We start from the raw sequence: 18,347 nt of genomic DNA, 5'->3' as shown, positions 1-18,347 counted from the left end.
GAACTATTATGAAGGTGCTTATTGGACATTTTAATTCAGAATCTAATGAATGGTCTTATCAGAATATGGCATATGAAAACTTTGTATTCAAGCATGGTGAAGAATGTATCGATGTCATGAATGTGCGCGATATTTTTGAAGAACAAGGTATGGAAGTTGTACCAAGCCTTTATGCGAATGGACATCCGGGTGGGCTGATTAAAAAAGATGCGTTTGATTTCATTCTGCAACGGTTTACGACAAAAGTGAAAGAGCATCTTGCTGAAATTGATGGTATTTACTTATATTTACACGGTGCAAGCAAAGTATTGGATTTGGAGGGTGATTCTGCAGAACACAAGATTTTGTTCGAAATTCGCAAAATTACGGGGCCATATATGCCGATTGCCATTTGTATGGATCCTCACGGCAATCTGTCACAAGACTTTGCCGATCATGCGACCATTATTCGAACGTATCGTCATTCTCCACATACAGATACAGTCGAGACACGCCGACGGGTTGCGGGAATGCTGGTTGACCTTTTGCAAAACAGAAGGAAGATGACACCGGTGTATCGCAAGGTTCCCATCATGATTGGAGGCGAAAGATCCGTTTCGACAGATGAGCCAGTGGCATCCATTAATCAATATTTGGATGATATCGAATCGGATCCCCGTATATTGTCTGCTTCATTTCATGTCGGATATTTGGAACATGATGGAGATAAATGCGGCTGCTCTGTAATTGTGGTACCTAATGATGACAAATATGCCGCATATGCGAATGAAATGGCCGACAAACTTTATGATTTTATATTGGCTCGCCGATTCCAATTTCATTATCATGGAATCGTTGATTATCCGGATGAGGCTTTAGATCGTGCGCTTCGATATGATGGAAGTCCTGTTTTTATAACAGACTCAGGTGATAATTGCGGTGCCGGCGGTGATGGCTATAGCAACTATATTCTGAGGCAGCTAATGGACAAAACGGATTATCATGATAAAAACATCCTGGTTGCAGGTATTGTGGATAAACATAGCTATCGTAAACTTTATGATAAAAAAACAGGGGACCGCGTAGATTTTCATTTTGGCATGGGGCTGGATGATTTAAATAAGCCTATTCATTTGACGGGAGAAATTGTTGCCAGAGGTATGGTGAATAATCACTTTGAAATTAACTCGCATATGGCAGAAGCTATCACCGTAAAGATTGATGGAAAACCGATCAGTGTCGTGGTAGAGGGCGAATCATTGAGTTATACAGACGTACATCAATTCAAAGATTCCAACCTGAATGTTAATGATTATGACCTTTTTGTTGTCAAACAAGGATATATCTCACCCGACTTTAAAGCAATTTCACCGTTTTGTATCATGTCATTAACGAAAGGACCAACAGATCAGGAAATGGAACAAGTCCGCTCTTACAAACGAATCATGCGACCCATGTTCCCGTATGATGAATTGGATTATCGCGTAGAGGAATAGGGGAAGCGTAGGGAAAGCGTGGGGACGGTTCTCCTGCTTCCGGAAAGGATTTGAGGTGTAATATTATGTTGAGTGAGAAAGAAAGTGACATGATGGGTATTCCGGGTAAAAATGGATGGAGATCAGATGACCGTGTTGCTAATTGGCAGAAACTTGCGTACGGGTTATTTATTCATTGGGGAATTTATTCAAAGATTGGCGGCGTATGGGATAATCAGCCTGTAGTAGAAGGATACAGTGAGCAAATCCAAATGTGGCAGGGTATTTCCAAGGAAGATTATTTAAGGGTGGCAAAACAATTTTCCGCGGAAAAGTTTGATCCTCAAGTTATTTGTCAACTGGCAAAGGATGCTGGCATGAAGTATATTGTTTTTACAACAAAACATCATGATGGTTTTTGTATGTTTGATACAAAGACGACAAACTATAACATTGCCGAAGCAACGCCATTCGGTAAAGATGCGTTGTCTTTGTTAGCCGATGAATGTCAAAAACAGGGTTTGAAGCTGGGTCTTTACTATTCCCTGGTGGACTGGGATCAAGGGCATGAATTCGATAAAGATAATGGCAATTCTATTCCAGCATCACTTGAGGTTATTATTAAAGAACAATTAAAGGAATTGTTATCGAATTACGGTTCCATTGTTGAACTATGGTTTGATATGGGAGCACCAACATTGGATCAAAGTAATGCCTTGGTCTCGCTGGTTCATGAATATCAGCCGGAAATAATGATTAACAGCAGAGTTTGGAATAATGCAGGGGATTTCCGCACACTCAGTGATAACGAAATTCCGACAGAGGACATTGATACGGTTTGGCAAACTCCTGCGTCCATTAATCATTCAACATGGGGGTATCGCAGCTGGCAGCAACGGGATGCTTTTTCAATTAAATTGAACATGCTTATTCAAGATCTTGTTAAAGTGCGTGCTAAAGGCGGCAACTACCTGCTTAATATTGGTCCGCGCGGGGATGGCTCGATCGTTGAATATGAGGAAGATATTCTGCGTGCAATTGGCGCATGGATAAAGCGGCATCCAGGCATTATTAATGGGAATGTGCCGACTAAATTTCCTGTTCAGAGCTGGGGACACGTCATGGCCGGTAAAAATGAGTTATATCTATATTTAACGGGTAAATTCGCGGGAGGTACCATTACGCTTCCCTGGTTGGCATCACCTGTATTGGAAATAACCGAAGACAACACAAGCCAGGAATTGAAGTGGGAGCGAAATTCCAACGATTTAATTATATACGTGCCAAAACAATTTCAGGAGTCAATTGTGCCTGTTCTCAACGTAAAACTTCGTGAAGAGGTCCGCATTATTCCAGATAATGTGATTGCACCTCAAGAAGGAATATGGACAATTTCACCTGACAATGTGTCTTTTGCCCATAGCTACTGTGATGAAGGTAATTATACGAGCATGAAGTTGTCGACTGTTAAACTAACAGCTTTTTTAGCAGCTGAATACGAACAGGAAGTATCCATTGAATTTCAGGGCACTGCTAACTTGGAGTATCAATATCACATTCAACTCGGTGAACAAGTGAAGATTGTTACAGGCAGGGAATTACTGGGGGGTATGGTTGGAAATTTTACTGTTCCGGCATTTGAAATTGTTCCATTGTCCATCACTTTGGCAGACCCGGTATATAGTGATCAGGATTTGGGTGTTGAGGTTGAACAAATTGTTGTGGGGATGTGATGGTGGATGTGGCATAATTCCTGGGAGTATCTGGGGTTATTTTATGGTTATGAGGAAACCCCTCTTTTAACTACATGGAGGTAAGATATGAATAATACAACGACACCGTTATATATGATGCATAATTTGGATTACAATTTTACCCCCATACTTCCAAGTGGCTACCATTTTAGACGGTTCAGTCATAAAGATGATGACAAGAAGTGGGCTAAGATTATGACGGAAACGAAGGAATTTTCAAGTGAACGAAGGGCAATAGAGCGCTTTAATAAAGAGCTTTTGCCACATATAACTGAAGCTAAAAGAAGGATTATTTTTATAGAAACAGTTGATGGAAATACAGTAGGAACTGCAACCGCTTGGTTTGGGAAGTGGACTAACAACACTATTGGAAGATTACATTGGATTGAGATTATACCTGATTATCAAGGCAGGAAATTAGGGCGTCCACTTATTATTAAGGCAATGGACATTTTAAAAGAAAATCATCAGTCTGCTTATCTTAAGACACAAGCATCCAGTAAAGCGGCTATTCACTTATACAAGGAACTAGGTTGGTATCCTGTAATTAAAACAGATAAAGACCGGAAAATCTGGAAACATTTGGGTTAAAGGTTTAAGTGGTACTGTTGCTTAAAATGATTAAATGGTTGTCGTGCTAATCAGGACTTATTCCAACCATTATTCTTAAAAGGGGAGAGACATGACAGTCTCTCCTCTTATTAAATCTTAGTTACTTTTCCGCACCTGATTCCTGTGTGGCATTAAAAGTCCATTGAAGATTCAAGGAGTCTCCCTGAAATTGATTTTGTTCTTCTCCATTGTCGATAAAGTTAAATTTAACAGCTAAGTCATCGACTGAACCAGCAGCTAATCCTTTTTCGCCGAATTGCGGATAGAAAATATGTTTATTCACTGCCTCAGGTTCCATATCTTGCAGTTCAGCCAATGTCGTTTTGTAAATGACTTCATCTAACTTATCAGCGTTATACAGGAATTCTACCTCGATATACTTTCCAAAGTCCTCCGTGTTATCACCTTTGGCATCAATGACCGTATAATTTGTTTCCAACAGTACTTTACGGATATCCAGAGAACCATTGTTTTGGAGTTCAAAAGTACGGATCATTTGGTCACCCGGTTGGATATTATCCACATTGATAAGTGCTGTTGGGTTAGCAGTCAAATCCAATGTACCCGCTGCGAATGTATTGGTAGTAACTACACTGTCACTGAAATATGCATACGTGCCTCCCCCTACCATAGATAAACCAATTGCGGCAGATATAACCCCAATGCCTAATTGTTTTTTAATTCCCATTAAAAATTCCTCCCTATAATAATTTTCTGTAATGCAGATGTTAAGAATCTTGCCATTCCCTAATCAGGGCGTTAGATTTATTTTTTAGGGTGTTATATGCTTTTTCGGAAATAAACTCACTTTGCAGTTGGTGTTTAAGTAATCGATTAAACCCTTTCATGTGTTTGACGACTTTTTCATCAGCCTCTTGCGTTTCAAAACGTTCCACGGTTGTTAAATGAATGTTTAATGCATGAGCACGGTTGCTGTTGATTTCATCCTTTTCCACAAGGTGTTTAACAATTTTTTTCATATTTTTTGCACTTATTAATTTCAATGCTGCATCCCCGCCGACAATTGGCAGTTCAATCGAACTTTGACCAAGGGCTACTTCAATCTCAGCACGGTTTTTCTCGGGGATAGTCCATTGATCATCACTGCCGGCCAGAACGATACCAATTCGGTGACCACGTTCAAATACATAGTCTACTGGCAATGCTTCCCATTGAAACCAATAGTTCTGTCCGGGTCTTAGGGGATTGTCTTCATAAAGTGATTTCCAGTTTTGGGCGTCGAACCAACTGCGGGTGACAATTTCATATGGCTTTGTAGCAGTTAGCAATTTTGTCTGCTTATAGCATGCATCATCAAGAAGGATGCTTTTTCCCCAGCAGCTTTCTGTATTTAAAGTGCGAATGCCGCCATTGTTCTCATAATTAACCCGTTCAGCTGAACCATAATCAACAATTAGTGCGGTAAGATTCGTATCTTCTGCACCTACCTTTGCACGAATATTAATCTTTGGAGTACCGCTAATGCGAACGGATTCTTCCAGCTTTGGTGACAAATAGATGAGACGGTTTTCCTTGACGCTCAATGGATTCGTTACCATTTGTTTTTCTGTCTGTTCGGGATTATCAACAAAGGATTGACTATGCCGTCCTTTCACAGGGCCTTTCGTAAGTGTGCCAGGGGCATTTCCGGCAGATGGTGCCAGCCGTACAGTTACCTTATTTGTTTCCTCACCCGGCCATGATGATTGAGTCTGCCATTCATTTGCGGAACGTTGGATATCTACCATCGGTTCCTCCATAATCCCGTTGTTAATTCCCATAAGCCAGTAGTCAAACCATTGGTGCAAGGTATCTACCCATTCTTCCCGTCTAAAATCAAATGGATCAACATGCCCGGTTCTTGACAGCCATAATTTTCGGGGAACGTTGTGTTTTTTGAGTTCTTCCCACCATTGGGCGAAATGGTTTGTTTTTACGTTGTAGTCATTTATACCGTGAATGACAAAAACACTGGCGGACACCTTTTCTGCATCCTTCGTATAGTCGCGTTCCTCCCAGAAATCATTATAATTCCCTGTTTGGTCATCGGATTCCAAGGTAAGCTGTTCACGAACTGGTTTGCATTCAAAGCGATGGTCAGATGCCACCACTGCATTGGCAAGTCCTGCAGGTCCTCCCTTATAGTAGGGAATTCCGCCATAGCGATAATAGTCATACCAACTGCTAATCGCAGCGATTGGAACAATTGTCTCCAGCCCCTCAACGCCAGTGGCAGCTACTCCATTTGCAAGGGTGCCATCGTACGACTTACCGATCATGCCAACTTTTCCGTTTGTCCAATCAGCACTGATATTGTTTCCTTCTGAATCCCAGGCTGATGTACGGCCATTCAGCCAATCTATGACCGTTTTTACGCTCGTTATTTCTTCATAACCACCTGTAGTTGGACAGCCGTCGGAATTGTTGGTGCCAACCATGTCTACTTGAACAATGGCATAACCCCTAGGGACAAAATAGTTGTCATAAAAGAGTGGGAATTTCTCGTTTTTCCCGTCTTGATTGGGGTCTTTTATTTCAGATTCATTTCCTCTTCCTATTCTTTCATAGTAAGGGCTTGCATCCATTATAACCGGCACATCAAGGCCTGAAGCAGTTGCCTTGGGGCGGATGATATCAATTGCAATTTTGTCCGACTTTCCGTCATGGTCGGCATCGAGTGAGGATTTGACATACACAGTTTCCCGTATTGCATCTTTATAGGAATATACCGGCTGTGTCTTTCCGCTAAGGATATGAGAAATGGATGTGCGTTTACTTGGTTTGTTTTGTTTATCCAAAGATTCAGCTGACACTTCGAAACTATTGATCGTAGAAAATAGCATCATAAAAATTGCCAATCCAACAAACATTCTTTTCAACTGAAAAACCTCCATACGCTTAATTAATTTAAGAAATTATAAGCATATTGCCTATAAAACTATCGCCACTTTCTAAACAGGGAATCAACATCATCTTTCAAAGTTTCATAGCCATCACCAGAAATCAAACCATTTTGCAGCTGATGTTCAAGTAAAAGCTTAAAACCTTTCATGTGTTTAACAACTTTTCGTTTTGCTTCCATCTTTTCGAATTGATGTACTATGGTTAAATGAATTTTTAATGCATGTGCAGCCTTATCACTTTTGAATTCCCCGTTTTTCATAAGCTTGTTAACATGTTTTTTCATATCAGATGCATTTATAAATGTTAATCCTTCTTTTCCGTCAATTATTGGTAATGAAATACTGCTTTGATCAAGGTTAACGGTGATTTCAGTCCCCGCTGGCGGCCGAATTGTATAATCATAGTCACTGGCAATTAGTACAATTCCCAGTCGATGCCCCGGCTGAAATACATAATCGTCAGGCTGCATGTCCCATTCAAATTTGTATTGCTTGCCTGGGACGATTGATATTGGATGTTTGTCTGAAAACAAATTTTGCGGATCCATCCAACCACGTGTAACGATTTTGGGCTCTTTTCCTCCGTAGTCCACAAGCAGGGCGGTTAGATTAGCGACTTTATGATCAATACTTGCTCGTATACTTATTTTTGGTGTCCCGCTAATCCGAACTTTCTTTGTCAGTTTTGGTGTAAGATAGACTAATCGGTTCGGGTTATGTTCCATTGGTTGCGAAATTAGTTTGCTTGCTTTTTTCTGAGGAGCATCGACCAAGTTTTGAGTATAGTTGTCATGGTTTTGAGTGGAATTCAGGCCAAGTGTTCCTGCTGGATTGTTGTAGCCAGGTTTTAAATGAAACTTGGCTGAGATTGCATCATTATTGGGCCAGTTAACCTCTTGATGCCATGTACCGTTCTCACGCTCAATGTCAATCTTGGGCTCATCCATAATGCCATTCTCAATACCATACAACCAGTAATCAAACCACCTGTTTTCCGTTTTCTTGTAATTATTTTCGCTGGTTCCTCCGTGTCCACCTTGATGCAGCCACATTTTCCTTGGTACGTCATTATCAACCAGCGCTTTCCACCATTGTGCGAATTGCTTCGTTTTAACGTTCCAATCATTAAGCCCGTGTACAACAAAAACGCTTGCATTAATATTTTCAACGTCTTTTACGTAGTTTCGTTTATCCCAGAAATCATTGTAATCACCTGTATTCCGAGCCTGATTCTGCTCTATTTCATCTATAACCGCTTCACATTCCTCAGGGTTTTCCCGTGTTAAAACGGCTTTAGCTAAAATGTCCGCATCTTCTCCTTGATATCCGCCGGGAGCAACAACTGCACCATTTGCCCGGTAGTAATCGTACCAACTGCTGATTGCCGAAGTGGGTATAATGGTCTTTAGCCCCTCAACACCAGTTGTTGCCACACCATTCGGCAATGTGCCATTATACGAAACACCGACCATACCGACATTACCTGTCGACCAATCTGCTGCTACCCCTTGACCATCTTCCGTGAAGGCCTTCGTACGTCCGTTTAACCAGTCGATGACTGCTTTTGTGCCTAGTATTTCCTTTCGATCGCCCACAGTTGGACAACCATCTGATTTTCCTGTCCCAATACTTTCACCCAAAATTACAGCGTAACCCCGTGGTACATAATAATTTCCCAGATAGCCTAGGTTTGCCGTTTTTCCTTTCATTAAGGAAAAAGGCAATCCAATGGGAACTTTCTTTTGTTTAGCTGCAGGGGTAAGTTCAACATCCACATCATGGTAGGGAACACTTTTTAACCCCGAACGGTACGGACTCATTTGATATATGACAGGGACTTTAATTCCGGGATCTGTTTTCGGGCGCATAACCTTAATTGAGACAAGGTCATTTTCACCATCACGATCACTGTCCGTCTGCGTTTTAACATGAAGATTTTCTATGATGGCATTATCAGTGGAGTAAATTGGTTGGGTCATACCGTTTTTAACGTTAATTTCTGCCGAATCTGATGCTGTTGAAGGGATAAGCCCGTTAAGTTTCACTTTCTCTTTTGTGTCTTTTGACATTGCGGAAGTTGTTGACACTGTCGAACCCATTAAAATCAAAAATGTCATGATAAGGGTGACAACCAACATTAAATGTTTTTCTTTCAAACGATTTCCTCCTTTTCAATTTTAGTGAACCTCCTGTGACATGGGGATGCGTGCGTGTCACAGGAGGTTATTCAGCCATCAAGTCTCTGAAACTATGACCACTGACTTATTACATAATCAGCATAGAATTGCAGAGCATTTGCTGCCTTATCAGAAATCAATTCATTCTCTGTCTGATGTTCCAGTAAAAGGTTGAATCCCTGCATATGTTTGACAACTTTTTCGGCGGCTTCTTGTTTTTCAAATTGTTCTACTGCAGTTAAGTGAATCTTTAGTGCACGGGCAGCTTTGTCGCTGCTAAATTCTTTGTCTTCGTGGAATATGTTAACCAGTTGTTTCATGCCCTTTGCACTAATATTGTTAAGTAAGACATTTGTTGCGGCAGCCTTTTTATCGGGATTTGTTTCCGATGTCGCTGTAAACGTTAGCTTTGTTGGTGATTGTTTGTTTTCCGGAATTTCCACATACACAGGGACCTTCTTCGTTTCACCAGCCTTTACTTCGATAACGTTATGCATTGTTTGGGTTTCCCAGCCAGCTTTTGTTTTAGCTTGAATTCGGATTAGGTCTGTTTTTTCGCCGGTGTTGGTGACACTGAAATCATAGGCAGCAACACGTCCTGGTGCAGCTCTTTCGACTTTGCTGCCAGACACGTCCACACCACGCTTAAATGACCCCGAACCATTTAAGCTGCGTACAGCCATACGATAGGAGAGAATACCTTCATCATTACGATTTTCCTCCAAGATATAGAAGTGAAGACCATGATCTTCGTCCTTATATTCATTGACAACCCCGTCCCCGGTACCGGCATGGAATAATGCATCTGATAATTGCCGGTAATCTCCTTTAGAATACATAGCTTTTGTACCATCAGGTCTTGTGAAGTCTACCTGATTAATATCTTTAGGATGAGAATCGACTGCATAGATGTACGGCGGTCTATCATCTTCCATTCTTGTTTTTGCCAGGAGTACACCCGAATCCGGGATGAAGGAATCAGCCCCTACCCGGTCAACCACCTCAACCGTATAGTTACTGTAATGGTCATCATCGATACCTACACTGATACCGTATAATCCGGTACGTCCAAATTCGTCGCCTATCGGTACTTCCCTTGCAATAATGTTGGCAAATATAGGACCAGTCTCAGCCAGCTCGTCGGAATCCACTTTCAGGTACTGGTCTTCTGTGATAAAGCCCTGTTTAATTTTATTCCGTAACATGTGGTGTGCTGGAACAGAACTACCCAAACTTGCTGGGATCATCCAGCGTGTATGCGGCCCGCCTGGACCATTAAAGCTGCCGCGGCTCATGGTTTCCCAAGGACCGGTATAGCTGCGTTTGACAGGGGTGCCATAAGGGTTATTATAGTTGTCTCCTAGCCCTTTTAAATGGCCAAATTCGTGGGCGAACGTTCCCATACCGTCATTTTCCCCTTGAACGGAGGCTCCACCGCCGGCGTGTGACCAAATGCTGCTGGCAGCCCACCATGACGTCCATGGTACGTATCGGGTTGTAGCGGAATTCGGTATACCTTCAACAGGTGGGCCAAATGGATCGGTTACCGCCTCAGGATTGAGGAATTTCATTTCACCGAATTCTTGCCATACTCCTGACTCATCATAACCGGCATGTAAGATGAATTTGAAATCGTACTCCTCCCCGGATGCTCCGAGGTCATCCTCGGCTGCAGCCAATGCTTCCGGAGTCAGCCTTTTACCACTCAATCCCGGGGGCATATTTTCCCGCTGACCGAACTCGTTAAGACCGTATTGGAATTCATTATGATCCACTCGATAGGGTCCGTAGGCGTCAAGTTCTATTTCCCACTGACCGTACGAATTTTCCTTCCAGAAACTATTAATCGTTTGATTGTGATTCATAGATTGCGGTTTGTTTAAATATTTCTCCCAAAACTCCGCAAGTTCATCCCGTGGAATATCTCCAACTGTTGTTGGGTTACCCGCTAAATCTGATCCCTTTGGCTGACTTGAGACAAATTGTTGATCCGGGAAGTCCACAAGAATTAATGCACCCTTAAGTTTTCTTTCAGGTTCAATATCAACATTTTCCCAGTCAATTCCGGGGATAGGCTGGTAGTCGTTCCAAGTCATATGCTCTGGCAGCTCCCATGATTGAGGGTCCAATGGCTCCGGGAATGAAGGCAGCCCAGGCTGACCTGATTGATCTGCCAAAACAGTTGTAGGCAGGCTCAGCATTAATAAAGCAATGATAAAAATAAGCGTCTTTTTTCCTGGTTTCAAATCTATTCCTCCTTAATGAATACAATTTTAGTTGCTTTCCGTAAATTGTAATTCTAAGGTGAATTAATAAAATTAGGTAGAATAATAGACCCATCTTCCGTATTTGCAGGAATTCATACTACTTTGACAGGGGTGTTATTCTCTGTGTTGGGCGGAAATTTACATATAACAGACCTCCCTCCAGTACAGGATTTAGTTTTTTAAACATTAGGTGTGATGAATATTAACTACAGTAAGGTCTCGATGTGGGATACACAAATGATGGATTTGGTTGTTGAAACATAGGGGGTTATTTCTGCTTGTCCACGTTCATTCATTTTTGTTCTGTCGTAATCCAACCAAATGACGCAGATTCTAAGCTCTTGGCGTGATGTGAAATATGCGATTCAGGAAAACAATTTTAATGTGTTTCTTGTTGTTGATCTTTTGACGGTCCGATAGATTTCTACAAAATATCTGAAATTAATAAAACCTTATCATACCTTTTGACAAATTCAACCTATTTTTGCATTTTTATGTAAAAAGGGGAAAAAAGGAGGGTGTTTGCACAGAATTTGGTGTTATATAGGAGTTTTGCTCTAATTTGGTTTTTTACATATAGTATTTAAACGTAAAAATAGTCCATTGCTATATGATTACTTTGATTTATGAAAGAACTTTTTAAACAAAAGCGGCATATAAAAGACATGTTTAATACCATAGAAAGCGTATATTTGTCTTTTTCCGCTTTACTAGTCGGTTGCAGGAATTCGGGGGAAGCAGAACCGTCCCCGCACATCTTGACAAGAAAAAGATGAAAGCGCATAATTACAAGTGTTTGAATTATAAACATTTGTTTCAAAACTTTCAACCATAAATGAAAACGGTAACGCACGGAATGAACAACGGATGGAAAACTATGAATCAATCAGCATAAGAGGTGAGCAGCAGATGAATATCATTTTTTTGGTAACGGGGATATTGTTGGCTTTTTTTATTGCATTTCTAGTGAGTAATGACCGAAAACATATTAAATATAAACGTATTTTTATAATGTTGGGTATACAGCTCGTTTTAGTTTTCTTCATGATGAATACGAGTGTCGGATTATCAGTCATCACAAGTATAGGTGAATTTTTCGAAAGATTGATGAAGATTGCGCAATCCGGTATTGATTTTGTATTTGGCGGTATGGTAAATGAAGGTGCATCGGTGTTTTTCTTTAATGCGCTAATGCCGCTTGTGTTTATTTCCGTTTTAATCGGTATCCTGAATTATATAAAAGCATTACCAATTATCATTAAATATCTTGGATTGATTTTAAGTAAAATAACCCAAATGGGAAAATTAGAAAGTTATTTTGCAGTATCTACAGCTGTTTTGGGTCAACCTGAAGTATTCTTGACTATTAAGAAACAGATTCCATTTTTATCACCAAAGAGACTTTATACGATTTGTACATCGGCAATGAGTGCGGTAAGTGCAGCAATGATTGGCGCTTATATGACCATGCTGGAGCCTATGTATGTTGTAACCGCTGTCGTTTTAAATATTTTTAGTGCGTTGATTGTTGCCAACATTATTAACCCTTATGATTTAGATGACAAAGAGGATCTGGTCCAAATGGAGGAAAAAGCCAGGGTTCCCTTCTTTCAAATGGTCGGGGATAGTGTGATGGATGGTTTTAAGATTGCAATAACCGTTGCGGCTATGTTACTAGGATTTATTTCGTTGATGGAATGTATTAATGTCATTTTCCAGGGCTTGTTTAGTATTTCCTTTGAAACAGTGCTCGGTTATATCTTTTCACCGATTGCTTTTCTAATGGGAATTCCGTGGTCAGAGGCTGTACAAGCTGGGGGGATTATGGCCACAAAGCTTGTAACGAATGAATTTGTAGCCATGCTGAATTTCGGCGAGATAGCATCGAATCTATCAGATAAAACAGTCGCCATTGTTTCTGTGTACTTAGTCAGTTTCGCAAACTTTGGTACAGTAGGGATTGTTTCAGGGTCAATTAAATCCATCAGCGAAAAACAAGGCGGTCATGTTGCAACATTTGCTTTAAAATTATTACTTGGTGCAACATTGGCTTCCATCATCTCCGGAACGATTATGGGCGTGATGATATAGGGGAAGCAAGGGGGGCCTTGTTTCTTTTTGGGTGTTGTTTGTTAAGAATTTGTATATTTGCTGTAAAATCGGGAGAGGTGAAGAATTGCCTTCTCCTATTTTATTTAAGACTGTTTTTTAAGAAAAGGGTAAGTGGAACTATGTTTTGCCAATATATTAAATCACAATAACTTCAACGGCTTTTATAGTTCAAGTTTATACCTTGATTTTTCATATAGTCAGAAATTTGATCCCTAATATCTGTGTGTTCACTTATATACCAAGTGTTTTTTAAATGATCTATAGTCTCTTGTCTCAAGTTTTCAAGCTTTTTTTCTAATTTGCTTATCTCGGAATTGGCATTATTTAGCTTAAGGAATATAAGTATTGTGAATGCAATCCAGGTAAGGTGATAAAAATTGGAAAGAAAATTTGCGGTTCCAAACAAAATATTGTCTTGAAAATACACATAGGTAAGGGCATAAATACAAAAGGCACTTATTGAGCACATAGCTATTTTTGAATAATGCGTAATTTTATTACGTTTTTCATTGATTTTCTCATTGATTTCTTTAAGTTTACAGATCATGTTTAACGTGTCATTGGTTACATAATCTTCCCATGATTTCATATTGATCACCTCATATAAATTTCTATGCGTTTTTATAAAGAAATAGACATGCTTGATCAATTTATTACGTAAACAGATTGTAAAAAGGATGCAGTTTTTATAAGAAATTAATTGTTTAATGTTGTATGTAGGGGGATTAAAAACCCTAGGCTAAATGGCCAGGGTTATTTAGCCCATGCCACTAGTAATATTTGGGTTAATGCTAGGCTCTTATAGCAACACTTTAAATTTCTTTTAAATCTACTACAATTTGTAGCCTGTTCTGCTTTTGAATCGTTTTAGGAGAACAGAACTTTCCACCCTTGTGATGCCCTTAACAGAGTAAAGTTCATTATTTATAAAAGTTTCCAGCTTTTTAAAATCCTCTACCAAAACATGCATATGTAGAGTGCTTGGGCCGGTCATTTGGTAGATGCTTGCAACTTGCAGATTGTCCGCCAGGTTTTGTGCAACCTCCTGCAATTGTTTTGGTTCTACATCCACTTCAAAAAAGGCAGATACCTTCTTGCCAATTTTTTCTGAATTAACGGATACAGTAAATTTTTCAATGATTCCCTTATCTACAAGGCTTTTAATTCTGTCTTTGACTGCCACACGTGATAATCCTACTTTGCCAGCTAATTCCACATAGGAAATTCTACCATCTTCGACTAGTTCCTCGATGATTTTTTTGTCTATCTTATCATAATCCATCCAATTCTCCTTATCTGTATTTCGTGAATTCAAAGCTAAATAGCAAAAAAGCTAAATGACTTTCAATAGTAAAGTTATATTGATTTTTTTAAATTTAAATGAAACTTATTTACTATTTTAACACACTTTTTGTAAGTAAGCTGTTGACAGCTTTTTTTTTATCTTATATTATAATTGCTAACTTAAACAATTATTTGAAAATTATAAGGAGGCGTTCTAGAAATTACTGTTAATAATTTATAGCACATTCAAAAAAGGAGGTAGATTTATCTTGAGAAAACTATGGAAGTATTCCCTTTTTTATATTCTTGTCCTAATTATTGTTTTGGCTGGATGCAGTTCAAGTAACGGAGGTTCAGAAAGTAGCACTAATGCAGAAAAACCTGTATCAAAGAATAAAAATCAGGATACATTGGCTATAGGCCTAGATGATGATCCACCACAACTTGACCCCCACCGTTCTTCCGCAGCTGTTGACAGGCAGGTGTTCCAAAGTCTTTATAATACACTTGTTGATTTAAATGAGGATTTAGAGATTGTACCCGAATTGGCAAACAAGTGGCAGGTATCAGAAGACAGTAAAACGTATACGTTTAAATTACAGAAAGGCGTAACATTTCATGATGGAACGCCATTTAATGCCAAAGCCGTTAAATTTAACTTTGAAAGAATGTTGAATCCTGAACTTGCATCCCCTCGAAAATCTGAAATAAACCTGGTGACAGAAGTTATTGCTGTTGATGAATATACGGTAAAGGTTAAATTAAGGAAGCCGTATGCACCATTTTTATCAGTCCTGACCGATCGTGCCGGTATGATGGTTTCACCAACTGCCGTTAAGGAAAAAGGGAAAGGTTTCTCTAATAATCCGGTTGGAACTGGCCCATACAAGTTTGTTGAACGGGTTCAGCAGGATCATATTAAATTAGCACTCTTTGATGATTATTGGAGAGAAAAACCTGCAATTAAAAATGTGGTGTACAAGCCATACCCCGACGGAAATACCCGTGTAACGAACTTGATTTCGGGAAACCTTGACATCGTTAATCAGATTCCGTTCAAGGACCTGGATAAAGTCAAAAATTCTTCAAATCTTAACATATCTGTTAAAGATGGACTTGGGTTCCAAGGTTTAATGTTGAATACAGATAAAAAACCTTTCAGCAATAAGAAAGTACGACAGGCAATTAATATTGCCATTGACCGGAAAGCAATTGCTGAGGTTGTGTACCATGATGGGGTTACACCAGCCGTCAGCCCTTTCCCGCCATCAAGCTGGGCGCACCCTGAAGACATGGAAGTTCCCGAGGCTAATATTGGGGAAGCTAAAAAACTGATTGCAGAGTCTGGTTTGAATAACGTTAATTTTACTTTGAAAATCACTCCAAAACCTGAAGAAAAGCAAATCGGACAGATGTTGCAATCAATGCTAGGTCAAATTGGTATAAAAGTTGAAATTGAAATGGTCGAGTTCGGAACACTGCTTGAAGAAATGCGGAATCATGAGTACGATGCACTTAGAATAGGTTGGAGCGGCCGTGTGGATCCTGATGGGAATACGTTTACTTGGTTCTCAACGGATGGGTCTCTCAACGAGATGAGCTATTCAAACTCTCAAGTGGATGAATTATTAATCAAAGCACGTGCTACATCTGACCGTGAAAAACGTAAAGAATTGTATTCTAAAGTTTCTCATATTCTTTGGGAGGAGGTCCCATATGTTTTTATCTTCCATGAAAAAAATATTAAACCTATGAAAAATTATGTTGAAGGTTACAACCATGTACCGGATGGAATGATTCGTACCGAAACGATAAGTTTTAAATAATCCTAAAGTTACAGGGTATCGCGTTATCCGCGGTACCCTGGATAAAGTTCTATATGAAGGGGAGGGAATTTAATTGTTATTCTTCTTGCTTCGCAGGCTAAGTTTAATGGTAATCGTTTTATTTTTGGTAAGTATTATCGTATTTAGCCTAGTAAATATCTTGCCTGGAGACCCGGCAATGTTGATGCTGGGGATTGAAGCTACACCGGAATCGTTAGAGGCATTGCGCGAAGAGATGGGGTTGAATGATCCTTTATATGTAAGGTATTTCGACTGGGTAGCTGGTGTCCTACAAGGAGATCTTGGCTATTCCATTCAGGATCATTCACCAGTTATGAAAATTCTACTGAGTAAAATTCCAGTTACTCTTGAACTAACAGCACTAGCTTTTATAATCGCTATAATTATTGCATTACCTATTGGTATTATAAGTGCAATTAGAAAAGGTACTGCACTGGATTATACTTCTACAACACTTGCTTTGACAGGAGTGTCAGTACCTTCTTTTTGGTTAGGTATACTTCTTATATATGTGTTTGCAATTATATTGGGATGGTTTCCTCCATCGGGGTATGTACCTTTAAGTGAAAATATATGGAAAAGTTTAATGCTCATGCTGCTTCCTGCAATAACATTAGGAACAAGAATGGCGGCAGAATTGATGAGAATGGTGCGTTCAAGTCTTCTCGAGGTTATGGAATCCGATTATATTCGGACAGGCTATTCCAAGGGGTTAATAGAGAAATCTGTTGTGTTTGGCCATGCACTGAAAAATGCGTTAATTCCCGTGTTAACGGTAAGCGGATTACAGTTAACAACTTTGTTCGGGGGTACGGTGATTGTTGAAACCATTTTTGCTGTTCCAGGTCTGGGCCGGCTGATTTTGGATTCTATTTTAACTAGGGATTACCCAGTTGTACAAGGTGTTGTATTATTTATGGCTCTATCCGTTGTAGCGATAAATTTCCTTATTGATATCCTTTATTCAATACTTGACCCTCGAATCAAATTAACTGGGGGTGCTAAATAATGAAAGGGACACAAGAAATAAGCGAACATGTAGTGCCTGATCAAAATCCAAAAATACAGTTGTTGAAGAAAATGCTAGGACGGCTTTGGCAGAACAAATTATCCGTGGCTGGGGGTTTGTTCATGTTTTTATTGATTATAATGGCGGTTTTTGCTAATTTTTTGGCGCCATATGATCCGGCGGGACAAAATTATAGTAAGGTGTTAGAGGCCCCAAGTGTATCACATTGGTTCGGTACAGATAATCTGGGAAGAGATATTTTCAGCAGAATTATTTATGGAGCTCAAGTTTCGTTAAAGGCGGGTCTGATTTCTGTTGGAATTGCATTGGCTATAGGGTTGCCCATTGGTTTATTTTCAGGGTATTACCGTGGTTTTTGGGATGATTTAATTATTATGCGATTTACGGATGCTATGCTGGCTTTCCCGCCCCTTGTTTTAGCATTAACACTCGCTGCTATTCTTGGAGCAGGGTTGGAAAATGCCATGATTGCGATTGGATTGGTTTTTACACCAAATTATATTCGCTTAATGAGGGGAGAAGTCTTGGCAAAGCGTGAAAATGAATATGTCGAGGCTGCTAAATCTTCGGGACTTACAGATTGGAGAATAATGTTATTTCATATTTTACCAAATTCATTAGGGCCAATTATAGTACTTGCTACTTTGAATATTGCTGGAGCTATTATAGCTGAAGCTTCGCTTAGCTTCCTCGGTTTAGGGACACAACCGCCAACACCGAGCTGGGGTGCCATGCTGGCGGAAGGGCAAGGATATTTGAGTGAGGCACCATGGCTTGTTTTCTTTCCAGGACTATTTATCTTTCTGGCGGTGATGTCGATTAATCTCTTTGGCGATGGTTTACAAGATATGCTAAACCCAAAAGGGAAGTAGTGTACGTTTATATAAAATATCATGGTATATCAGTA

The 18,347-nt window shown here is 39.8% G+C and carries 13 protein-coding genes; 7 read left to right on the top strand and 6 right to left on the bottom strand.

From position 1 onward, the window contains the following. Nucleotides 1–8: 8 nt before the first annotated feature. The 3 genes from B1K71_RS16310 (at nucleotide 9) to B1K71_RS16300 (ending at nucleotide 3,799) form a co-directional block, all read left to right on the top strand. A complete protein-coding gene (locus tag B1K71_RS16310; protein ID WP_077328896.1) occupies nucleotides 9–1,475 on the top strand; it encodes a M81 family metallopeptidase in 1,467 nt (488 codons plus the stop codon). Between the two features lie 68 nt (nucleotides 1,476–1,543). Further along, nucleotides 1,544–3,187 carry an alpha-L-fucosidase gene (locus B1K71_RS16305; protein ID WP_175631941.1) on the top strand — a complete coding sequence of 548 codons (1,644 nt, stop codon included), beginning with the start codon at nucleotides 1,544–1,546 and terminating at the stop codon, nucleotides 3,185–3,187. Nucleotides 3,188–3,274: 87 nt separating this feature from the next. After that, on the top strand, nucleotides 3,275–3,799 hold the full coding sequence (locus tag B1K71_RS16300; protein ID WP_077328892.1) for a GNAT family N-acetyltransferase: 525 nt from the start codon (nucleotides 3,275–3,277) through the stop codon (nucleotides 3,797–3,799). Between the two features lie 121 nt (nucleotides 3,800–3,920). Here the strand turns inward: B1K71_RS16300 and B1K71_RS16295 are convergent, their stop codons facing one another. The 4 genes from B1K71_RS16295 to B1K71_RS16280 all read right to left on the bottom strand — a co-directional run bounded on the left by B1K71_RS16295 (nucleotide 3,921) and on the right by B1K71_RS16280 (nucleotide 11,146). After that, nucleotides 3,921–4,508 (bottom strand): CalY family protein, encoded by a 588-nt coding sequence (locus B1K71_RS16295; protein WP_077328891.1) that lies wholly within the window; start codon nucleotides 4,506–4,508, stop codon nucleotides 3,921–3,923. Nucleotides 4,509–4,548: 40 nt separating this feature from the next. Beyond that, nucleotides 4,549–6,690, bottom strand: a complete 2,142-nt coding sequence (locus B1K71_RS16290) for a Xaa-Pro dipeptidyl-peptidase (protein WP_139343391.1) — start codon at nucleotides 6,688–6,690, stop codon at nucleotides 4,549–4,551. A 68-nt stretch (nucleotides 6,691–6,758) separates the two neighbouring features. Further along, the gene (locus B1K71_RS16285; protein WP_077328887.1) at nucleotides 6,759–8,879 is read right to left on the bottom strand and encodes a Xaa-Pro dipeptidyl-peptidase; all 2,121 of its coding nucleotides are present in this window, start codon (nucleotides 8,877–8,879) and stop codon (nucleotides 6,759–6,761) included. 92 nt (nucleotides 8,880–8,971) lie between these two features. Continuing rightward, a complete protein-coding gene (locus B1K71_RS16280) occupies nucleotides 8,972–11,146 on the bottom strand; it encodes a M6 family metalloprotease domain-containing protein (protein ID WP_077328885.1) in 2,175 nt (724 codons plus the stop codon). 930 nt (nucleotides 11,147–12,076) lie between these two features. On the opposite strand from B1K71_RS16280, the gene B1K71_RS16275 reads away from it, so the two are divergent. Then, nucleotides 12,077–13,258 carry a NupC/NupG family nucleoside CNT transporter gene (locus B1K71_RS16275; protein ID WP_077328884.1) on the top strand — a complete coding sequence of 394 codons (1,182 nt, stop codon included), beginning with the start codon at nucleotides 12,077–12,079 and terminating at the stop codon, nucleotides 13,256–13,258. 172 nt (nucleotides 13,259–13,430) lie between these two features. Here B1K71_RS16275 and B1K71_RS16270 read toward each other — a convergent pair whose 3' ends face one another. Both B1K71_RS16270 and B1K71_RS16265 read right to left on the bottom strand, forming a co-directional pair. Continuing rightward, nucleotides 13,431–13,868: a DUF2663 family protein gene (locus tag B1K71_RS16270; RefSeq protein WP_077328882.1), complete on the bottom strand. Its 438-nt coding sequence runs from the start codon at nucleotides 13,866–13,868 to the stop codon at nucleotides 13,431–13,433. Nucleotides 13,869–14,111: 243 nt separating this feature from the next. Next, nucleotides 14,112–14,561 carry an Lrp/AsnC family transcriptional regulator gene (locus tag B1K71_RS16265; RefSeq protein ID WP_077328880.1) on the bottom strand — a complete coding sequence of 150 codons (450 nt, stop codon included), beginning with the start codon at nucleotides 14,559–14,561 and terminating at the stop codon, nucleotides 14,112–14,114. A gap of 271 nt (nucleotides 14,562–14,832) precedes the next feature. On the opposite strand from B1K71_RS16265, the gene B1K71_RS16260 reads away from it, so the two are divergent. The 3 genes from B1K71_RS16260 to B1K71_RS16250 all read left to right on the top strand — a co-directional run bounded on the left by B1K71_RS16260 (nucleotide 14,833) and on the right by B1K71_RS16250 (nucleotide 18,312). Then, complete coding sequence (locus B1K71_RS16260; RefSeq protein WP_077328878.1) at nucleotides 14,833–16,389, top strand: ABC transporter substrate-binding protein; 1,557 nt, start codon at nucleotides 14,833–14,835, stop codon at nucleotides 16,387–16,389. A 73-nt stretch (nucleotides 16,390–16,462) separates the two neighbouring features. Beyond that, a complete protein-coding gene (gene nikB, locus B1K71_RS16255) occupies nucleotides 16,463–17,419 on the top strand; it encodes a nickel ABC transporter permease (protein ID WP_175631940.1) in 957 nt (318 codons plus the stop codon). Then, complete coding sequence (locus B1K71_RS16250; RefSeq protein WP_077328877.1) at nucleotides 17,419–18,312, top strand: ABC transporter permease; 894 nt, start codon at nucleotides 17,419–17,421, stop codon at nucleotides 18,310–18,312. Before nikB ends, B1K71_RS16250 begins: the two co-directional genes overlap by 1 nt. Nucleotides 18,313–18,347: the final 35 nt, after the last annotated feature.

Source organism: Virgibacillus siamensis, assembly GCF_900162695.1.
GTDB lineage: Bacteria > Bacillota > Bacilli > Bacillales > Amphibacillaceae > Lentibacillus > Lentibacillus siamensis_A.
This window is presented reverse-complemented; position numbering and strand designations above follow the sequence as displayed.

What these genes read in the sequence shown, in the direction of transcription:
- B1K71_RS16310 (WP_077328896.1), top strand. Translation starts at nt 9, where the DNA reads ATGAAGGTGCTTATTGGACATTTTAATTCAGAATCTAATGAATGGTCT.
- B1K71_RS16300 (WP_077328892.1), top strand. Translation starts at nt 3,275, where the DNA reads ATGAATAATACAACGACACCGTTATATATGATGCATAATTTGGATTAC.
- B1K71_RS16295 (WP_077328891.1), bottom strand. Translation starts at nt 4,508, where the DNA reads ATGGGAATTAAAAAACAATTAGGCATTGGGGTTATATCTGCCGCAATT.
- B1K71_RS16290 (WP_139343391.1), bottom strand. Translation starts at nt 6,690, where the DNA reads ATGTTTGTTGGATTGGCAATTTTTATGATGCTATTTTCTACGATCAAT.
- B1K71_RS16275 (WP_077328884.1), top strand. Translation starts at nt 12,077, where the DNA reads ATGAATATCATTTTTTTGGTAACGGGGATATTGTTGGCTTTTTTTATT.
- B1K71_RS16270 (WP_077328882.1), bottom strand. Translation starts at nt 13,868, where the DNA reads ATGAAATCATGGGAAGATTATGTAACCAATGACACGTTAAACATGATC.
- B1K71_RS16265 (WP_077328880.1), bottom strand. Translation starts at nt 14,561, where the DNA reads ATGGATTATGATAAGATAGACAAAAAAATCATCGAGGAACTAGTCGAA.
- B1K71_RS16250 (WP_077328877.1), top strand. Translation starts at nt 17,419, where the DNA reads ATGAAAGGGACACAAGAAATAAGCGAACATGTAGTGCCTGATCAAAAT.